This window comes from uncultured Dysgonomonas sp. (genome assembly GCF_900079725.1).
Classification (GTDB): Bacteria; Bacteroidota; Bacteroidia; order Bacteroidales; family Dysgonomonadaceae; genus Dysgonomonas.
Map to the genome: position 1 here is coordinate 2956770 of NZ_LT599032.1, position 19269 is coordinate 2976038.

General features: G+C 34.6%; 13 protein-coding genes and 2 pseudogenes. 14 read left to right on the forward strand and 1 reads right to left on the reverse strand.

The genetic code is table 11. From position 1 onward, the window contains the following. Positions 1 to 357: 357 nt before the first annotated feature. The 5 genes and pseudogenes from QZL88_RS12390 to QZL88_RS21220 all read left to right on the forward strand — a co-directional run. Complete coding sequence (locus tag QZL88_RS12390) at positions 358 to 1122, forward strand: lipopolysaccharide kinase InaA family protein (RefSeq protein ID WP_296941571.1); 765 nt, start codon at positions 358 to 360, stop codon at positions 1120 to 1122. A gap of 17 nt (positions 1123 to 1139) precedes the next feature. Continuing rightward, positions 1140 to 1364: a winged helix-turn-helix domain-containing protein gene (locus QZL88_RS12395; RefSeq protein WP_296941572.1), complete on the forward strand. Its 225-nt coding sequence runs from the start codon at positions 1140 to 1142 to the stop codon at positions 1362 to 1364. A 602-nt stretch (positions 1365 to 1966) separates the two neighbouring features. Next, positions 1967 to 4336 carry a DUF5686 family protein gene (locus QZL88_RS12400; protein WP_296941574.1) on the forward strand — a complete coding sequence of 790 codons (2370 nt, stop codon included), beginning with the start codon at positions 1967 to 1969 and terminating at the stop codon, positions 4334 to 4336. Positions 4337 to 4338: 2 nt separating this feature from the next. Beyond that, positions 4339 to 4548, forward strand: coding sequence for a hypothetical protein (locus QZL88_RS12405; RefSeq protein ID WP_296941577.1), 210 nt, complete (start codon positions 4339 to 4341; stop codon positions 4546 to 4548). A 503-nt stretch (positions 4549 to 5051) separates the two neighbouring features. Then, a pseudogene (locus QZL88_RS21220) lies at positions 5052 to 5249 on the forward strand (helix-turn-helix transcriptional regulator); the annotation flags it as partial. Positions 5250 to 5338: 89 nt separating this feature from the next. Here QZL88_RS21220 and QZL88_RS12410 read toward each other — a convergent pair. After that, the gene (locus QZL88_RS12410) at positions 5339 to 6490 is read right to left on the reverse strand and encodes a site-specific integrase (RefSeq protein WP_296941579.1); all 1152 of its coding nucleotides are present in this window, start codon (positions 6488 to 6490) and stop codon (positions 5339 to 5341) included. 287 nt (positions 6491 to 6777) lie between these two features. Here QZL88_RS12410 and QZL88_RS12415 point away from each other — a divergent pair. The 9 genes and pseudogenes from QZL88_RS12415 to QZL88_RS12455 all read left to right on the forward strand — a co-directional run. Then, a pseudogene (locus QZL88_RS12415) lies at positions 6778 to 6957 on the forward strand (tyrosine-type recombinase/integrase); the annotation flags it as partial. 165 nt (positions 6958 to 7122) lie between these two features. Beyond that, positions 7123 to 7668 carry a hypothetical protein gene (locus QZL88_RS12420; RefSeq protein ID WP_296941581.1) on the forward strand — a complete coding sequence of 182 codons (546 nt, stop codon included), beginning with the start codon at positions 7123 to 7125 and terminating at the stop codon, positions 7666 to 7668. 654 nt (positions 7669 to 8322) lie between these two features. After that, the gene (locus tag QZL88_RS12425; RefSeq protein ID WP_296941583.1) at positions 8323 to 9474 is read left to right on the forward strand and encodes a T9SS C-terminal target domain-containing protein; all 1152 of its coding nucleotides are present in this window, start codon (positions 8323 to 8325) and stop codon (positions 9472 to 9474) included. Positions 9475 to 9480: 6 nt separating this feature from the next. Continuing rightward, the gene (locus tag QZL88_RS12430; protein ID WP_296941584.1) at positions 9481 to 12687 is read left to right on the forward strand and encodes an RHS repeat domain-containing protein; all 3207 of its coding nucleotides are present in this window, start codon (positions 9481 to 9483) and stop codon (positions 12685 to 12687) included. A 45-nt stretch (positions 12688 to 12732) separates the two neighbouring features. Next, entirely contained in the window at positions 12733 to 16782 is a 4050-nt protein-coding gene (locus QZL88_RS12435) for a DUF6443 domain-containing protein (RefSeq protein WP_296941585.1), read from the forward strand. A gap of 9 nt (positions 16783 to 16791) precedes the next feature. Continuing rightward, positions 16792 to 17301 carry a hypothetical protein gene (locus QZL88_RS12440; protein ID WP_296941587.1) on the forward strand — a complete coding sequence of 170 codons (510 nt, stop codon included), beginning with the start codon at positions 16792 to 16794 and terminating at the stop codon, positions 17299 to 17301. Between the two features lie 140 nt (positions 17302 to 17441). Next, complete coding sequence (locus QZL88_RS12445) at positions 17442 to 17954, forward strand: hypothetical protein (RefSeq protein ID WP_296941589.1); 513 nt, start codon at positions 17442 to 17444, stop codon at positions 17952 to 17954. A 198-nt stretch (positions 17955 to 18152) separates the two neighbouring features. Further along, complete coding sequence (locus QZL88_RS12450; protein ID WP_296945077.1) at positions 18153 to 18812, forward strand: hypothetical protein; 660 nt, start codon at positions 18153 to 18155, stop codon at positions 18810 to 18812. A 3-nt stretch (positions 18813 to 18815) separates the two neighbouring features. Beyond that, positions 18816 to 19244 carry a hypothetical protein gene (locus tag QZL88_RS12455; RefSeq protein ID WP_296941591.1) on the forward strand — a complete coding sequence of 143 codons (429 nt, stop codon included), beginning with the start codon at positions 18816 to 18818 and terminating at the stop codon, positions 19242 to 19244. The last annotated feature ends 25 nt before the right edge of the window (positions 19245 to 19269 follow it).

The window sequence follows — 19269 nt, forward strand, 5'->3', positions numbered from 1 at the left end:
TTATTTCCATGCTTATTGGAGGAATATTAGGGTATTTCCATTGGTCCTTTTGGGGATGTTATTGGGGAACCTACCCAATGTCTGCAGTATGGTGGGTTAATTGCTGTTATGGAGGGCTATTCTTTGGTCTTCTTGCTTCTTTAAAAGGTTCCCGATTTCAGATTTGGTAGATATTTAGTTGGATTTGTATATAATATGAAGGTTTACAAGATAGATATCGGCTTTTAGTATTCAGGTAAACATATCGGGGGCGTCTTGCATCTTGGTATTTACAAATCAAAAAGAAGTCAAACTGATAATGGAAGTTGCTCCTCTGTCTAATATGGTCAGAATTTATAATCGTTCAATATTAACTAAATGAAAATAAATACACATCTAAATCCCCAATATAGTGAGCTTTCAGAATTTATAGACTTAATTCCTTCACTATTTTCTTTTGGCGGAAAAGTACTATTTGAGCAACGGAATATAATAAAGATTTATCCGGTAAAAGGTTTTGTATTGAATGTAAAATCTTTTAAAGTTCCTAATCTTATAAATAAGATTGTGTATGTACGGTTCAGAAAATCAAAGGCAAGGAGATCATATGAAAATGCTATGGAAATAAAAAAATTAGGAATATCTACTCCTGATCCGGTCGCATATATTGAAACAATGCGTTATGGCTTATTTTATGAATCTTATTATGTTTCATTACATGAAGAAGTCGACGGTATCATGAAAGATATATATAGACAAACTGACCGTGAGTCAGAGAAGCTTATTAGCCAATTTTCTTTATTTACGGCAAAGATCCATGAAAAGAGTATTTACCATAACGATTATTCTCCGGGAAATATCCTGTATAAGAGAAGAGGAGCGAATTACCAATTTCTATTAGTGGATCTTAACCGGATCACTTTTAAGAATATTGATATTTTTGAAGGTGCTAGAAGTTTCTCCCGAATCAGGTTTCCTCCTGATACTCTGAGAAAAATAGCTAGAATATATGCTCAAAGTAGAAAGTTTGACATTGTACTATGTGAAAGGTTAATTGATAAATATAACAGGACGTTCTGGCGAAAATACCTAAGACGCCATCCTGAAGCTCAGGAGCGAAACCTGGTTAACGAAAATAAATAAATAAATAAATAACAATTATGCTAATACATGATATTGGAATCAATTCAGGAATAATTTGGCAGCTATTATTCGAAAAAGGAGCTCTCTCCATCCGAGAGATTGGTGAATTAACGGGTTTCAGAGACAGTATGATATTTCTGGCCTTAGGTTGGTTATCCAAAGAAAAAAAAATCCGTTTTTTCGAGAAGGATAACACTATTTATACGGAATTATTGAATCCTTTTCAAGAGATGTTTTATTAAATATGAATATTGTATTTCTAAATAATTATATAGAAGTATAATTATAAGACAATCAAAGCCCTGGATGTACAGCCGAAGAATCATTTCGTTTATATTCATGGTTGGTCGGTATTAACTGAAATTTATTATCAATATGGCTTAGACTGTATATACTCATTATCGGCATTATTACATTGGGAACTGATATATTGGGTGTTTTTTATATCCATTTGTTTAAAAGGAACATGTGAAACAAAGATTAATATCAAAGAATGGTCTATCGACGAAAGCTCTATGATAATAGTCTATACGAATAATTGAATAGTTGAAGCTTGGACAGTCCAACGACTTCTTGACTAAATTTTTCATTTGATTTAATTCAGGAACAGAAAATATTTCACATAAACACCTGTTAAACAGCAATGATAAATAAGAAGTGAAAATATTAAAAAGAAGAAAAGAAGTTATTTCATTATACATAACCATCTATAATCTCAATGACTATATCTCGTAATCGTTTAAAGAGAAATCTAGATATTTAGAGAGAGTAAGACTACCTATATTCTCTTATAATATTCTGATTTTTATATCTGGATTAATTTATATAACAAATTCCCTCAATCGTGAAATTTATTTTCATATACATATTCATATCAGCATTTTATATAAGCAGTTATGCTCAAAATTTCATCGGAAACATTAGAGATTTATCTGACGCACCAATAAATGCCGCAACTATCTTTATTAAGGGAATAAATCAAGGTATTATTAGTGATAAAAATGGAATGTTTCAAATTTCATTAAAAGAAGGAAATTATTCTTTAATTTGCCAATATCCAGGATACAAAGAAATATCAGATTCTATTTTTATATCAAAAGGCAATAGCCTCAATCGGATATATAAATTAGAAAAAGACACCTTATTTATTGATTCAATAACCGAGAAACAGAATGAATACCAAGCAAATACCATTATTAGAAACTGCATAAATAGTGTTTCAAAAGATATGGAATCGGTACTGTATTATAATGTAAGTCATTATATTCGGGGACAAATGATTATTAACGAAGTCTCAGACTTTATTGATAACACCAGTTATAAACTTGACCGAAGGTACCTTTCATCTTTGAAAGGACATGTGATTTCTACTGAAATATATGGCAATACTCAGGCTATAGAACCGGGATCCTATAAGATAAACATAGAAGGTTATCAAGGTTATATTCCCAGAATATTTACAGAAAAGGGGCTTTTCGATTTTTTTAAAGAATCAATATATACTGAAAATTATAATGGGTTTGTATCTCCTTTAAGCTCAAATGCATTTAAATATTACAGATTTGAATACGGAGGATATTACAAATCAACTGATACCAAGATTTATAAAATAAAAGTGAACGCAAAATTCAACAATCCGGATCTAATAAATGGTTACTTGTTTATTAAAGAAGAAGGATGGAATATTAATTATGTAATCCTTAATACTGACAAAAATGGTTTAAAATCGTCAATAACGATATCATACAACCAATTACAACCAATTACTATTTATAATGATATTGCATTCCGTATGGTAGGGGTAAAAGGTTCTGTCGAATATTATTCCGGACTAAAACTGAATAACGTTGACGAAAAGAGAGAATTTCATGCCAACAAACAGAAGAACAGTTCTGAATATATCATTGATACATGTGCAAATAAAAGGGATAGTAGCTTCTGGAATAAAGTCAGATTACAACCCATAGGTTCAAATTTCTTAGAACAAATATCAGATACGATGAACTTAAGGAACAGGAGACCTGATTTATCAAAGTTTATAATTGCAAAACTACTACTGGGCGGATATCTGATAGGAAATGATACAAGCAAGATCTCTTTAAAATATAATGGAGTTAAAATGATCTTTCGAGATTACAATTATGTCGATGGTTTTTGGCTTGGCAATAGATTCAACCTAAAAGTACAGTTTGACAATAATACCAATATTGAAGCCTTGCCTTATATATATTGTGCAACTGCTCGCAAACGGTTATTGGGTGGAAACGATATAATGTATAATTATAACCTAAAGAAAAAAGGACAATTTACGGTCAGCTTTGGAACAAGGAGTGAAGATTTTAATAACCTATCACTGACAAGGTACCAGAACTATTTTAATTCTTTAATATTAGGAGAGAATACTAATTTCTTCTATCAACATGATTTTCTCTATTTCAACAATAGTATTCATCTAAATCCTAAGATTAAAGCTTTTATTTCATTTGGAATTGACAAAAGATCCGGACTTAATAACTATACTGATTTTAATATATTAAACCGAAATAAAATACAACCTAATATTTTTCCGAATAGCCGATTTGACCGGACTTATTACTCTTTAGGCTTTTTATATTCACCTTATTCAAACTATACAATCACAGAGGCTGTCGACATGCATAATAAAAAAGTGACACCTGTCTTCAATATTGAATACCAGGAAGGTTTCTCATCATGGCAAGTTAATAATTCAAAATATCAAAAATTAAAGGGAGGTATTTCTCATAATATCCCGATCGATTATTTTAATTCTATCGATTATAAAATTGAAGCAGGAACATATATTAAGACTGATCACAATATGCACTTTACCGATTATCAGCATTTCGGCGCTTCGGACATGATCCTTAATCTAAATTCATTATTTGATTCTTTTTTATTACTGGATAATTATCAATTGCAAACAAATAGATATTGGATAAATATGTTTCTTAATTATTCAGGAAGATATGTTTTTCTAAAACATATTCCTTTTTTACAAAGAAGTCCATTTACAGAGAACATACATCTAAAAACATTATTTACTCCAGACTCAAAATCTTACGTGGAAGCAGGCTATTCTATTTCATTTAATCGCTTTTTGGGTTTGGGCGCTTTTACCTCTTTCCATAATATTGAAGGCTGCAAGTTTGGTATTCAGTTTTCCTTTAATATAAGATCTCTAAAACTAGAGTGAAAATGATTTATGACAACCCTAAGCATGTTGTATCCAAAGCCTACATGTTAGGGGTGTTACAGACTAATCCTATTTCATTTTATAAAGCCAAACATATTCCAAAAGATAGAGGCTTTTTGAACAACGAGGAATTACAGCAGATAATGAATGTGAAGTTCAAGATAGCAAGCCATGAGCTAATCCGTGACCTTTTCATTTTTACAATATCCTAAGGAAAATAGGGATAGATTGCGGAATCAAAACAAAACTGACCTATCTCCCGAGTAAGCATTATTATACGAGACCTGCATAGTAAGTTGTTATCAAATATTTTATCAGTCTTCTTATTTTCATAATCATTCAAAACTGAGTAAAACAACTGTGGAGTCTGATTAGATAACTTCGTTAGATAATCAGACGAAAATACAATCGCAAACTGTCTTGTCTTCTCATTTCGATGGAAAAAAGGTTGACTTATCATTTCACGCGATGAATATAAATTCAAGGTATTACCTTTCCAAGGTTCTTTTCTATTATTAATTTGTGGATAGCAGTAATCAAAATCTCCTCCTATATTAATATTTAAACTTAGAGGAATATTTTGTGAACCAGATGAGGTTAGAGCTTATCCCATACATTTTCCAGAAAAATATATTCTTCTCTTTTATGTAAATCAAAGAAATCCATCTTAATATCTATTTCATGTTAAATATGAAGCAAAGCTAAACAAGTATTCAGATTATTATACAATAACACTGTCTATGGTGTATTATCAGAATACCGAATGGAGAAAGCAAAGCAATATTTATTGGATACACAAATGCCTATTTCGGAGACTGCTTTACAAATTGGATTTGAACACCAAAGCAGTTTTTGTAAAGCTTTTAAACGTCAGTTTTTAATGACACCTGTTGAATATAGGAACAGCAGATAAAAGAGAAGAAATTAATAGAAATTGGAGTAAGACAAGATTTATTTTATATCTTTACAAAAGATAAGTCGCTCTTTAATATAGTGAAGAAATTAAGCATATCTAAGAAGCAAGCTGGTTTCTAAATCGTTACCTATTTCAAGACGAAGGCTGTGTAATTTATTGATTAATAGCTGATAAGGGCTTTGTTTGTGCCTTCCGGAATGGTAGGTCATCGGCTCTTTTACATCTGCCATTACCCGTAAGCCTTTCATATTGGCTTTTACCATTTCCGGTGATTGCCACGGAAATAGCGTATCTCTATTTTCGTCCTTGTATTTTTCAATCAAGGCAATAGCTTCGGGCAATAATTTGACACGTGCCCGAAAGTCCGTCTTCTTTCTGGCATATTTTAGCCAAAGACTTCCTTCTTCGTCAGTAAAAAGGTTTTCTTTCGTTATACGAATGACATCGGCATAGGCAGTCCCCGTGTAGCAGGCAAAGAGAAATAAGTCTCTTGTAAAACGGGTTGAAGGACGTTTTTGGGGTATATCCAAATCCCGTACTTTCTCAAAGCTCTCTCGGCTTAGTGCTTTGGGAGTGGTCTCTTTTTGTTTGGGTAGTTTGTAATAGGCAAAATGAAATTTCTCTGAAATTCCTTCTTTGAAAGCAATCTTGCAGATTTTTTTTAGAATAGCCAAATAGTGGCGAACGGTTTGCATTGCATAGCCTTGTTCACCCAATACAGAATCTTGATACTCTCTGATAAATTGTTCATTAAGTTGTCCGAATGCCACATCTTTGGTTTTAAACTTTTTTTGGATGAATTTACCTAATGAACGGTGCGTATAGACGTAGGTCGATAAAGTCGTTGGAGCAACGTCAATCCCAACACGGGCTTCCAATTCTTCTATGTGTCGGGTAAGAAGAGCAAGCAGGGTTATTTGTGCTCCCATGTTTCCCTGAAACAAATTCTTGACTGCCTCAGCATCGAATGGCTTTTTGCGTTCCTCTAGACTATCAAAAGCTGAATGAATATCGAGCAGTATTTTTTCGATTTTCTTATTAGCTTCTACTGCTTCTAGGCTCTTACCATTCAGACGGCTCTCACGTGGATTCCACAAGTCGAGACTACAAGATAGCTTACAGCTGAACTGTACCTTTGTACTGTTTACAGTTACTCGCCCCATAATTGGAATCTTACCTAATTTGTCGGGTGAGCTCTTTTTCAGGTAGAGCAAAACCTTGAACTTTTCTACTTTCATATCACTTATAATTTTGAGGACTTTACCGTTAGGCAAAGTTACCGGTTATATAAGTGCTCTTTATTACGCAAAGATCAGTAAATCAAAGAAATAAAATCGTCCTGTTAGACTTCAGCTTATCTCCGGTTACCTATTTCGTTTTGGTAACTGAGCGGCTAACGATTTGGTTACTGAACCTCTTCCTAAATCTGCTTAGGCGATTTGTGCCTAAATCAGCAAATCTGCTAATTATAAACTTGTTACGTTTTTACTTCTAACATCTGCATACGCTTCTTTTACGGTGTTTTACTCACACGGCGAGACATACTTTCGCCACTACAGTTACTTTGGCTAATAAAGTTGCTTTGAAGAATGTATCTAAAATGCTGGGCCATTCATCAACAAGAATGACTGAACATTACGCGAAGGTCTTGGACCAAAGTATTTCAGACGATATGAAATCTGTTAATAAGAATTTCCTGAAATAATCAGCCAACTAAATTATTATAATGAGGGATATTATCATCAAATATTCCTCATTGTATTCAATACAAACTTCATACATCAATCATTTATTTTTAACATTCCCCCAGTTTTCCTACCTATATCTGACATTTCCTCTTACCTTAGTAATTCATTAATCGGATTACACTATGCAACAGGATATACGCTGGGGGTCATTTGCCCTGAAATTCGGAGATAACAGCGCCCTTGCCGTCATGGACAGGTTAAAAGAAGCCTTACGTCCTAGAACCGAATATGTCATCAGCTTTTATCCAGACGGTACTTTCGGTTACTACTGTTCCGGCAAGAAAGAACTTAACCGTTTATCTAAATTTTTTGGGTGGCGGCTGCATGATACCCGCACCCATGAGTTCGGCATCCTTACCGGAAGAGGCTATTATTCCTCCGATTGGTTCAACGCCTGTCTCTGGCAATGCCCGACAGGAGAACGCAGCAAGGAGATAGAAACAATCCTTGACTATTTATATGCGCCGTTATCGTACGATAACAGCTACTTTCCTGACAATGTTGATTTCCGTCATTTTGAAAAGGACGGTCTCAACTGTTATTACCTGTATGATTATTACCGGAAAGACACCAAACACGAAAGGAACGATTTTGACAAGAGAGCCCGTAATCTGATTTACCGGATGTTATGTGGCGTACAACATAACATTTGTTATGTGTTGTTGTAATTTATGTAGTATAAACACTTTAACACCCTGATTTTAAACAAGAAAAATCATTACCAACACAACATAAAATGGGGATAAAAATACTTTATCTCCATTTTTTATTCATATATCCATAAGATGCCCCCATTTATTTATAAAAATGTTTGTAAATAAGAAAATTGTTTAATCTCAAATTTACCAAATTATGTTAAAAGAACTTTTTCCTAATCCGATTATTTTATCAAAACATATAGCAGCCCCTTTTGTGCCAATGCTATCCTGAATATATGGAATGGTCAAGGCAGATTAACAATATACCTTTCAAAAGAGGCTGCAAAAGAAGATCACATATCTGGAAAAAGAAGAAAATTTGCATTTTTTTCACAAAACATCTTGACTATATAGAATAAATCAATATATTTGAATATTAGGAGATAATGTAAGCTAAGCAAAGTGATTTAAAAAGACGTACTTTTAAAATATAATGCCTATGAAGACACACTATGTATTTAATCAAATGCCATCCTGTAAGATACTGACCAATACATTCTAATTTACCCACTTTGAAAAGATCCCTTATTATATTATATAAATAACATAGCCTCTTAAATTTTATATAACAACAAGTAATAGGAATATTATTTCCTTTTCATACTTTAACCTTAGACGTATACCATGAAAGCAATTGCATTTATCCTGGCAACTGTGTGGATTTATATTTTGCCTGTTTCCGGGCAACTCAACACAGCTCATAACTATTACAGGGCAGGTGATATCCTTGTCAAACAACAAGTAGAATATGTGAATCCCGGAGAAGCCGGAACGAACAAACTTTGGGATTTCAGCCGTCTCAAATCCGTTAATGATGAGTATACTCTCGTGTATGACCTGCCTCCCTTGGATGGAGACAACATCTATATATTTGGAAACAAACGCTATCTGAAGAAGGACATACAGGACAACGAACTGATAGTAGGTACTGAACATAACACCATGTATTATTACCGTTTAACAAATGACAGCCTGCTGCAAATGGGACATGAAAATCCTTCGGTAGTACTGGAATATACCCGTCCGATGGTACTGACGCATTTCCCTTTGAATTATGGACAAACTGTTTGTTCCAGCTATAAATCGGAAGGCCTTTATTCCGGTACGGTAGATATCCGTACACAAGGGACAATGACTACTACGGCCGATGCCTACGGTAAGATGATACTGCCATCGGGGGATAGCCTGAATCCGGTTTTGAGAGTAAAAACGATACAGACTATCTACGATATACCAACAGAGTATATAACTGATGTTCCAAACAGCACCGGCAATCAACTAGAAACCTGCCGGTGGTATAGCAAAGGTTACCGTTACCCCATATTTGAGACAATACGCCATATCGACCTGGCAGATAATACAGAGGTGTTCACCACTGCCTTCTTCTTCCCTCCACAAGACCACCTGTATCTGGATACCGACCCCGAGAACCTGGCTTTGCTGGATGAATTATGGAAAGACACCGAAGATAATACTGCCAATACTGAAACCCTACAGACTAAAACCGTGATGCTGGAAGATATCCTAACCTGCAGGATGTATCCTAATCCAGTGGAATCAGTTCTTAACCTGAAATATGAATTGAAAGCGGATGCCAAGGTTTCATTCGAGTTATACTCGTTAGAAGGTATGCCGGTAAAGAAAATTGTATCAATAAGTAAGGCTAAAGGCATATACTACGATACGCTGGATTGTTCTACACTGGCTCCGAAAAACTATGTATTAAGAATTATAGCTAACGGAGTATTTATCAATGAGATCATCATTAAAAAATAGAAAACTATGAGAAGGAAAATAAATATTATATTCTATATATTTATGGCAGTATATAATATAAATATATATTCCCAAAGTTCAGTGCATTATATTAATCCATCCACTCCTGATAAACACTTTCAGAACCGGGACTATACTTATATTTTTAATCTTGTGAATATTCCCCAATCACCGGAGGTTGCTTCTATGATGAGAAAAGGAAAATACTCAGCACCTCTCAGTCATGGTTTACCGGATATATCAATACCGATCTATACAATCCAATCAGGAAGTTTAAGTTTTCCTATTTCCTTGTCATATTATGCAGGAGGTATAAAAATAGACGACCAAGCAAGTTGGGTAGGATTAGGGTGGACCCTGAATGCAGGAGGGGTTATTGCCAAAACTGTTATGGACAGGCCGGATCCTCCAATGTCTGATATAAAGCATACTGCAGAAGAAATTAATAGGCTGGGAAGTAATTCCGGTTATCTGGATTTGTTCTGGAAGATGATTACATACAATAAAAAAAACTATGCAGGTCTTGATCAACAAAGAGACAAGTATGATTATTGTTTCAATGGTAATAATGGAACTTTCTATTTTGATGGAAAAACTGGTGATATAGTTCAAATTCCTTATACAGTAAATAAGATAACAAGGGAAGTGAACTCCCAAGTGATAATAAATCCAAATAAATTCGAAATAGTAATACCAGATGGCACCATATATAAATTCGAGGCAACAGAAAGAAGCCGGGTAATTGGTGTTAACAGAGCAAAAAATATGTTCAACGAACTAATAACATCCGCTTCAATGGAGGAATACCAATGTAATACAACCTGGCACCTGACAGAGATTATATCGGCAGATAAAAAAAGTACTATAAGTTTCACATATGAAAGTTCTGATACCTCTTATGATGATTATGTCTTTTCAAGTTCATATGTTGAAAAAACAATTACAGGTGATAAGTGGTTAGGGATTGACTTGAAAGAAACTAACCGGAATTATTATTCAGATAATGTAACTACAAAGACAACATATGAGACTAAGATTTTAAAGGAAATAAAGTTTAATGAAGGTAAAGTCGTTTTCAACCATATAAAAGACAGGACTGACGGAAGAAAGCACCGATTGACGGAGATTGAAGTTATCCCTTATAACGGAACAACAGTAAAGAAAATTAAATTTGACAATTCCTCCTATTTTTCCGGGCCCAGGCTCAAGCTGAACTCCGTTTCATTTCTTGGTAGCGATGCAAAGGTATATGACAAATATATGTTCAGTTATTTTGACGGTAATATGCCTCCACCTTATAAGGCTAATCCACCCATAAATAGTGGTACTTACCATTCTTATTTTTCTCAGGATCTATTAGGGTATTATAATAATGCAACTAATAAAAGTTTGGTCTATAATGTAATAAACAGGCCTATGCCGGAACTGGCAAACAGAACATATAATTTTAATGCAGCTAAAACATATACACTAAACAAGATCTCATATATAACCGGTGGGGAGACAGAGTTTATATACGATGCTTATCCGGGTAATATCCCTCGTTCGCCTGCATTGCGGATAAAGGAAATTATTTCCCGTAATACAAATATGAATAACAATAATAAAGAACATAAAATATACAGATATGGAAATGATGTTACTACAGGAAGTAATTTCGTTAACTTCGAGAATAATTTTATAGACTACAACTACAACGAAAGTGTTTCAGGATTCCCTAATGTAGTACAGGGTTACTTCCCTATATATACTATGGATGAAGCAAAAAAAAAACCAATTGTTGAGTTAATATATCTCCATGCAGATATGTCTACTTTTTACCCTTATGCCGAGATGTTTAAAGAATACACATCCAATCCCAGGATGTTCAATGCTGAACAGGTGATGTATTATCAGTATGGCACAATTGAAGAATTATGCGTTTCTGAAAACAGGACAGATACACTTAAAACAGTTTATACATTTGAAAATGAAAAACCAATCTTTCATACAATACCACTATTCACTCCAAGCAGCAGTTGTAATCCGCCAAATTCCTTCTTTCCTTCATTTTATAGCGTATATAAAACTTACAGGCAAGGAAGTTTATTACAGAGCTTTCCGATCAGGACTGATTGGACCAGTGGATTACTTAAAAGAAAAGATATATATAGGTATAATAAAGGTATTTACAGGTTACAGGAAAGCATAACCAATGAGTATGAAAAGTTTAAAAATAATAAAGTCTATACTGGTTTGCATTTAAGAGGTTTATTGTTTACCAAATCCAACCCTTACTGGGAAGTATCGCCTAGAGCTGCAGGTCTTACACCCAATTACTATTATAATACAGAATTATATCTGGATTGTAAAACATTGGATAATTATTTTTATCATGATATATTTGAATTTACAGGTTGGAAAAAGCTGGTAAAAACAGTTAGCTCCAGGTATGAAGAAAATTTACCAAGGATACCTATAACGAAAACAGAACTCTACAAATACGAGTCAATAAACAAAACTACAGACAGCCATCCGTTTGTAACAAAACAAACCGAGGAATTGAAAACTGGGGAAATACAAGAACACAGGTTTAAATATCCAGTCGACTTCAAGAGTATAGATATTTATAAAAAGATGATTGATAATAATTTTATAAATGCTGTAATCAATAAAGAAAGTGAATTTAAAAAAGAGAGTAGTATTAATAGTAAAATTACTGAAAAGGTAGATTTCGATATAAATCTGTTTCCTTATAAATCTACACGTACTTTTACCAGAACTCAAGGGACTAATACTATAGCAACGGATTCGGCACAAATTGCCATTCTGTCCAGAACAACAACAGGAATGCCTTTGGAAACTCTTGACAACACCGGATTGTATTGTGTGTATGTTTGGGAAACGAACAACCTGATTGCAGAAATAAAAAATGCCAGGCTTTCCGAAATCTCAAATAAATTGAATAACAACGTACAATACCAGCAATTTATAGGAGGAATGGGAATGTCACAGGAATCCTTGGGGTTGTTGCGCACCAATCTTCTAAATGCTCACATTACATCTTATACGTATAAACCTCTTGTAGGTATTACCTCTGTTAAAGATCCGGCAGGTATAGTAACTCATTATGAATATGACGGAGCCGGAAGGCTTAAGAAGACATTTATCGAAGATGCTAATGGAGTAAAAAAGGGGGTAAACTTATATGATTATCGTTATAAGAATGAATAAAATGCCATTCAAGTAATTAAGATATACATCTAAATTTATAAGACAATGAAAAAAATAATACTTATATATTTATTCTGCTCCTGCACATTTGCTCTATATGCAAATCGTCCTTATGCAGGTCCTACACCAGAAACAATAGGACAGTATGTATCCGGAGACTCAATTAATATACAGCGGAGCTATACCTCTTCTCCCGGGGTAAGCAGTTTCAGATTTATACTGACCAAAGCGGCTACTGTAGATATAATGCTAACAGTCCAAACTAATTCATCAACTTCAAATACTAAGATACAAGGTATCTGGAAAGGAGTTTCTATGAATGAGGATTATTATGATGTGTCTTCGGACAGAACCGTACTTTCACTCGATGCGGGAGTCTATGTCTTTTTATGTTTCACGACAGAGTCAAAGATGAATATAGAATTAATGTTCTTCGATCCTTACACTATTGAAACCGACATTGATAAGGTAAAGCCTTATGCTGGTCCTATACCGGAATATCAAGGAGAAAAAAAGAGCCTTGATATTATAAAATATAATAAAACATTCTCTTCTACTCCTAACGCTACCAGTATAGAATTCACTTTGACACAGCCATCGGTAGTCGATATCAAATTAACAGGTTCTACAAATGGTTGTAGGATCGATTATATATGGAAAGGGGTGTTTTCAACGGATGCTTCTTATTCTATCAATGCCAAAAGGACACGGTTGAGCCTCGGAGTGGGAGTTTATGTTATACTTTTTGCAACAACGGCCGACTTATCTATAAATGCAGATATAAGCTTCTACAAGACTAGTGCCACCTCGCCCGACATACCCCCTGAGGTTAATCCGGAAATCCGTCCTGAAGCAGATATCACATCATCTGGCAATTATATTTATACACGATCATACAGAGCAGATGATCAATCTGTATGGCTGGATAACTACCAATATTTCGACGGTCTGGGACGACCTATTCAGAATGTGGATGTAGGTATTATTCCCGATAAGTCAGGTGATCTTGTCACACTGCAGGAATATGATGCTTTTGGAAGAGAATCAAAAAGCTGGCTACCAGCTGTAGTAAAAGGCAATAACGGGGCATATGTAGCAACAAATACGGTTCGAGATAAAGCATTCACAACATATAATGATCTGGCATATGCTAGCTCCATTTTGGAGTCATCACCGGAAAGCCGTGTTACTCAGGGTTATGGCCCTGGACAGGATTGGATTGATAACAAGAAAGGCAAAAAAGTCCAATACCTTACCAATAGCAGCGGTAATGGTGTCCTTGCATGCTATTCGGTTGTCATGACTACGCCATTGACTGTAAATGGGTATGTACAGCCAGGACAACTTTTTGTAATAAAAACATTGGATGAAGACGAAAACTGTGTTTATGAATTTAAAAATGGAAAAGGACAGACGATCCTTCTCCGTCAAATGAATGGAAGTGAAAAAAATGATACCTACCTTGTGTATGATGCTATAGGTAATTTATGTACTGTAATACCACCTATGGCTAGCAATGAAATCGGTACAGGTAATTGGACCAGTGCTATTGATAAATATGGCTATAGCTATAAATATGATGCAAAGAACCGCTGCATAGCCAAGAAACTACCCGGCTGCGACTGGATATATTATGTATACGACAAAGCCGACCGATTGATCTTTACCCAAGACGGGGAACAAAGGGCTAAAACGACAAAGGAATGGACATTCAATAAATACGATGCTCTCGGCAGGCTGATAATCTCCGGTATATACAAAACAAATTCCACCCATGATGCTATGCAAAGCACATACTCTACCATGGTTTTCACGGAATCATACGGAACCGGAAACTATGGTTATACGTGGAATATATTGGCGAGCATTCCGGTAGACGATGTGTTGCTTATTAATTATTATGATGATTATGAGGCAATGCTGAAAACAAACTCTTACTATAAAACCAATCTGGATTATAATGCCGAATCCGGATATGGGACAAGGCATTCGAGTGCGAAAGGATTATTGGTGGGCACGCGTGTTAAACTGATAGATTCGAATGGTAAGTCTGTAAATACAACAGAAGGACAGATTATAACTGCTATATATTACGATAATCGTGGAAGGCTAATACAAACTAAATCTACCAACCACCTGTCAGGAGGGTTGGAAAAGGAATATCTTGCCTACAACTTCACCGGGCAGCCGACCAAAAGGAAACATGTACATTCGGCCACAGGCAAAACCACCCAGACCGAAATATATAGCTATACCTACGACCATGCCGGACGACTGACCAAGACCACCCACCAACTGAACGCCGGTACGGTAATCACTCTGGCCAGTAATACCTACGACGAACTGGGAAGGTTGAATACTAATCAGAAGCATACACATGCTAATTTGAAAACGACATATGCGTATAATGTACGTTCGTGGACGAAGTCAATTACCAATACATTGTTTACTGAAAATCTGGCTTATAATTCCGGTGGTAATATCAACCAGATGCAATGGGTTCAGGCAGGAAAAACCAGAAAGTATAATTTTACCTATGACAACCTTTCCCGCCTGAAAACAGCAACCTATACCGGCGATGGCAACTTCAATACAGCCTATACCTACGACAAGCACGGCAATATCAAAACATTGCAACGCTACGGGCTGACCGCATCCGCTACCTACGGCATAATAGACAACCTGACAGCCGAACATACTGGTAACCAGTTGAAATACATCACCGATGCAGGGCCAAATGTAACCATGAGTGCTTCTATGGACTTTAAGGATTATGCCAAGGGCACAGGCGTGGAATACACCTACAATGCCAACGGTGCAATGAGCAAAGACCTGAACAAAGGAATATCGGCTATAACCTATAATAGCCTGAACCTACCGCGTATAGTAGATATTAAGAATATGAATGCCGAAGGACGCAATGAATATACTTATTCGGCATCGGGGCAGAAGCTAAAAGCAGTACAGAAGTGGAATCCAAACTATAGTACCGCTCCGGTGATAGGTTCGGGTATAACGGTTAATGCGCTTACCCAGACCCATACTACGGACTATGTAGGAAATATTATCTATGAAAATGGAGTATTGAAAAGAATTCTTGTGGATGGAGGTTATAATGAAGGCGGAAATTATTACTTTTACATCAATGACCATCTGGGTAACAACCGTGTGGTAGCCAATGCAGCGGCATCGGTGGTGCAGAGTACACAGTATTATCCTTTTGGTATGCCGTTTGCGGATGGTACGGGGCAAAACGCTCAGCCGTATAAGTATAATAATAAAGAGTTGGATTCGCGTAATGGATTGAATATGTATGATTATAGTGCAAGGTATATGGATTTTAGTTTTCCGCATTTTCCAATGGTCGATCCGTTGGCGGAGAAGTATTATAGTTGGAGTCCGTATGCGTATGTAATGAATAATCCATTGAAGTATGTAGATCCAGACGGAAAAAGTACACGAGTAAAAAAACTTGAAGATGGAACATATGAAATAATAGGTGGAAATTTGGATGATGATGATAAAAATATCTATGAATATACACAGGATAAAAATGGAGATTATACTATACAAGGAAATTCTATAGGGATAACAACTTCTCTAACTTCATTTTATGATAGTTATGCAAACAATGGAGAAGGGGCATGGGCTATGGGAAGTATAATTAATCCTAATGATAATAATGGAGATATCTTTTTACAAGGCTTGATGGATGACAATCCTTCTTTGGTTGGTTATATGTGGAATGCAACTGGAGGCGAAAAATACGATTTCAAGAGAACTAATAATACGGAGGAAGTCGTATATGCAAAACCACAAGATTGGTACCGAGGTATGCCTATAACAAATACTGAATTTACTGTCAGCAATGGTCCAGTGTTCACTTCGGCTAAAGATGTAGGAAATATAGCAGCGGGATATGTGGCTGCAATTAAAGGTCTTAGTTGGGGACAGGCACGGAAAGGTTTTGACGGCTTGCAAAAATTACAAGATGTGAGTATTTACTCAGTAGAAAAGCCATCATCAGTAAATGCTCAACAATATGGTTTTACAAGAGGGCAGAGGAGATTAATCATAAATAGTTTTTCTAAATAATTTATCACAATGAAGACATCTATAAAATTCATCATTATTTTGTTATGTTCTCTAATCATTGCAATTATAGCCTTTTTCATATGGTATTCAGATACGGGAAAGGAAAATCAATATTACATCAAAGAAGCAAATATGTATATAAAGACATATCCTTCAAGAGAAGCTGTTATTATAGCATTTTCTGATAATGTAATGGGGGATTTTTCAGATAGTTTGGATTATGTTAAGGTCTATAAAGGAAATGATTATGGAACTGGAATTCTTCTCGACCCTAACGAAAAAATGGTAATTCACATTTTGGGTAATAGTTTAAAAGAAAGACATTGGCAAAAATACAAGCAAGGTGATAAGGAAATATCAAGTAATGATACTGTTTATTTTGAAAAAAAAGAGGACGGAGGTTATTTGCTTAAATATCCTTATATAGAAATATCCTTTGAGTTAGTGGGGAGCAGCGAAAAAGTTCTTTCAAAAAACAGAGATAATATCTATTATACAGAGATAAAACCAATAGACTGATGAGGTAATGTATCAAATTATAGCAAGATGCGGATATTTACTCAGTAGAAAAGCCATCATCAGTAAATGCTCAACAATATGGCTTTACAAGAGGGCAGAGAAGATTAATCATAAATAGTTTTTCTAAATAATTTATCATAATGAAGACATTTATAAAATTCATCATAGTTTTGTTGTGTTCTCTAATAATTGCAATTATAGCCTTTTTCATATGGTATTCAGATACAGGAAGGGAAAATCAATATTACATCAAAGAAGCAAATATGTATATAAAGACATATCCATCAAGAGAAACCGTTATTATAGCATTTTCTGATAATATAATAGGGGATTTTTCAGATAGCTTGGATTATGTTAAGGTTTATAAAGGGGATAATTATTATACAGATTTCTTTTTTGATGCTATGGATAAGACCATCTATTCACGGAACAATAGTATAATAAACTCTCATTTGATGGGATATGAATTAAAAATAGTTGCATTTAGAGATACAGCATATTATACATACAGAGGTAACGGTAGTTATTTACTCAAATCTCCATATACAGGCGTTTCTATGAGTTTTTGGGGTTCAAAAGAAAAAGTTTCCGTCAAAAATCAGAATGAAATTTGTTATACAGAAATAAAAACAATAGGTAGTGTTTCAGATTAGGAGACGTTTTATAACTCCGTCTTAAGGGATTTGCAATTACGAAGTGAATAATTTAACAACAATCCTGTCGATAATGGCAGGATTGTTTATCTATAACCTATATACCTTTGCTCAGCGGAGCAAAAAACGTGGCTAACACCTTATCATTATTGTTCAAACAATCCAATAAATAAGATTGATCCAGATGGTAGGGATGATATCTTTAACGAATTAGGATTTTTTGTAAAAAATACGAATACAACAACGAGAGACATAAAAGTGATTATTGGGGGAAAAGAGACCTCTATTCTAAATCTAAATTTAGATAACTCTAAAGAAAGGCAGATCACAGCAAATATTGTCGGTTATTATGCAATGGAAGCTGGAGTATCATTTATTGATAGAGATGGAATAAAAATAGGTACAAGTCCTAAAGGACATGTTGGAGTAGGAAGGATGCCCGGAAGTGAAAATGCTGCTGCATATAATAAGGGGGATGATATTTTTATAAGGCGAAAGAGTGGAACATTATCTCCAATGATGCTAGATGGTAATAATATGGTTAATACTTTAGTTCATGAAGATGTGCATAAAGTGAATGAACATAGTACTAAAGACAAAATGTCTACTGTAGAAAAAGAAACGATGGCCGTTTCAGCACAAATATCACACTCCTCATATAAAAAGACAACAAGTGAATTTCAAAATGGAGTTCTTAATGGTTATGGAGGTCATATAGCAAATTCGAGAATGAGTGATGCTGCAATGATAAAAGCTGTAGAAAACATAAACGCTCTTTTACCTAAAGAGGCCTTATGGAAATTGAATTTTAATCCAAATTTTGGTAGTCCTATAATAAAAGCTATACCCATAAAATAAATTATGATGAATAAAATTTTTATATTATTTTTTATATTATTTTTTTCTTTTTCGTGCATAAAAAAAACGAATAAAGAAAGTTTAATTTATGATGGTGATAAAGGGTTTAAATATTGGTTGATTGATAATGATAGAACATCAGATAGTGGATCTCATTTTTTTACATATTTTGATAAAAATGGGAAATGGCTAGGCTTCTATATCAATGCAAAAGGTGAATTTGTAGAGAATAAATCTCCAGAAGATGTTATAAGTGTAAATACATGGTCATTGTCAAATGATAGTACTATTATATTAGGATGGTATCCTAATATAATAGTGAAAATCTCAAAAGATACAATGATTACATATAATGATCGTTTGAAAGAAACGACAGTTTACATAACATCTCCAGACAGTCTTATTCCTAAAGAATATCAAAGGATACAATAGACACAATAAAAAAGTGTAATATGTG

Coding starts and splice junctions, on each gene's coding strand:
- QZL88_RS12390 (WP_296941571.1), top strand. CDS start 358: ATGAAAATAAATACACATCTAAATCCCCAATATAGTGAGCTTTCAGAA.
- QZL88_RS12395 (WP_296941572.1), top strand. CDS start 1,140: ATGCTAATACATGATATTGGAATCAATTCAGGAATAATTTGGCAGCTA.
- QZL88_RS12405 (WP_296941577.1), top strand. CDS start 4,339: ATGATTTATGACAACCCTAAGCATGTTGTATCCAAAGCCTACATGTTA.
- QZL88_RS12410 (WP_296941579.1), bottom strand. CDS start 6,490: ATGAAAGTAGAAAAGTTCAAGGTTTTGCTCTACCTGAAAAAGAGCTCA.
- QZL88_RS12420 (WP_296941581.1), top strand. CDS start 7,123: ATGCAACAGGATATACGCTGGGGGTCATTTGCCCTGAAATTCGGAGAT.
- QZL88_RS12425 (WP_296941583.1), top strand. CDS start 8,323: ATGAAAGCAATTGCATTTATCCTGGCAACTGTGTGGATTTATATTTTG.
- QZL88_RS12430 (WP_296941584.1), top strand. CDS start 9,481: ATGAGAAGGAAAATAAATATTATATTCTATATATTTATGGCAGTATAT.
- QZL88_RS12435 (WP_296941585.1), top strand. CDS start 12,733: ATGAAAAAAATAATACTTATATATTTATTCTGCTCCTGCACATTTGCT.
- QZL88_RS12440 (WP_296941587.1), top strand. CDS start 16,792: ATGAAGACATCTATAAAATTCATCATTATTTTGTTATGTTCTCTAATC.
- QZL88_RS12445 (WP_296941589.1), top strand. CDS start 17,442: ATGAAGACATTTATAAAATTCATCATAGTTTTGTTGTGTTCTCTAATA.
- QZL88_RS12455 (WP_296941591.1), top strand. CDS start 18,816: ATGATGAATAAAATTTTTATATTATTTTTTATATTATTTTTTTCTTTT.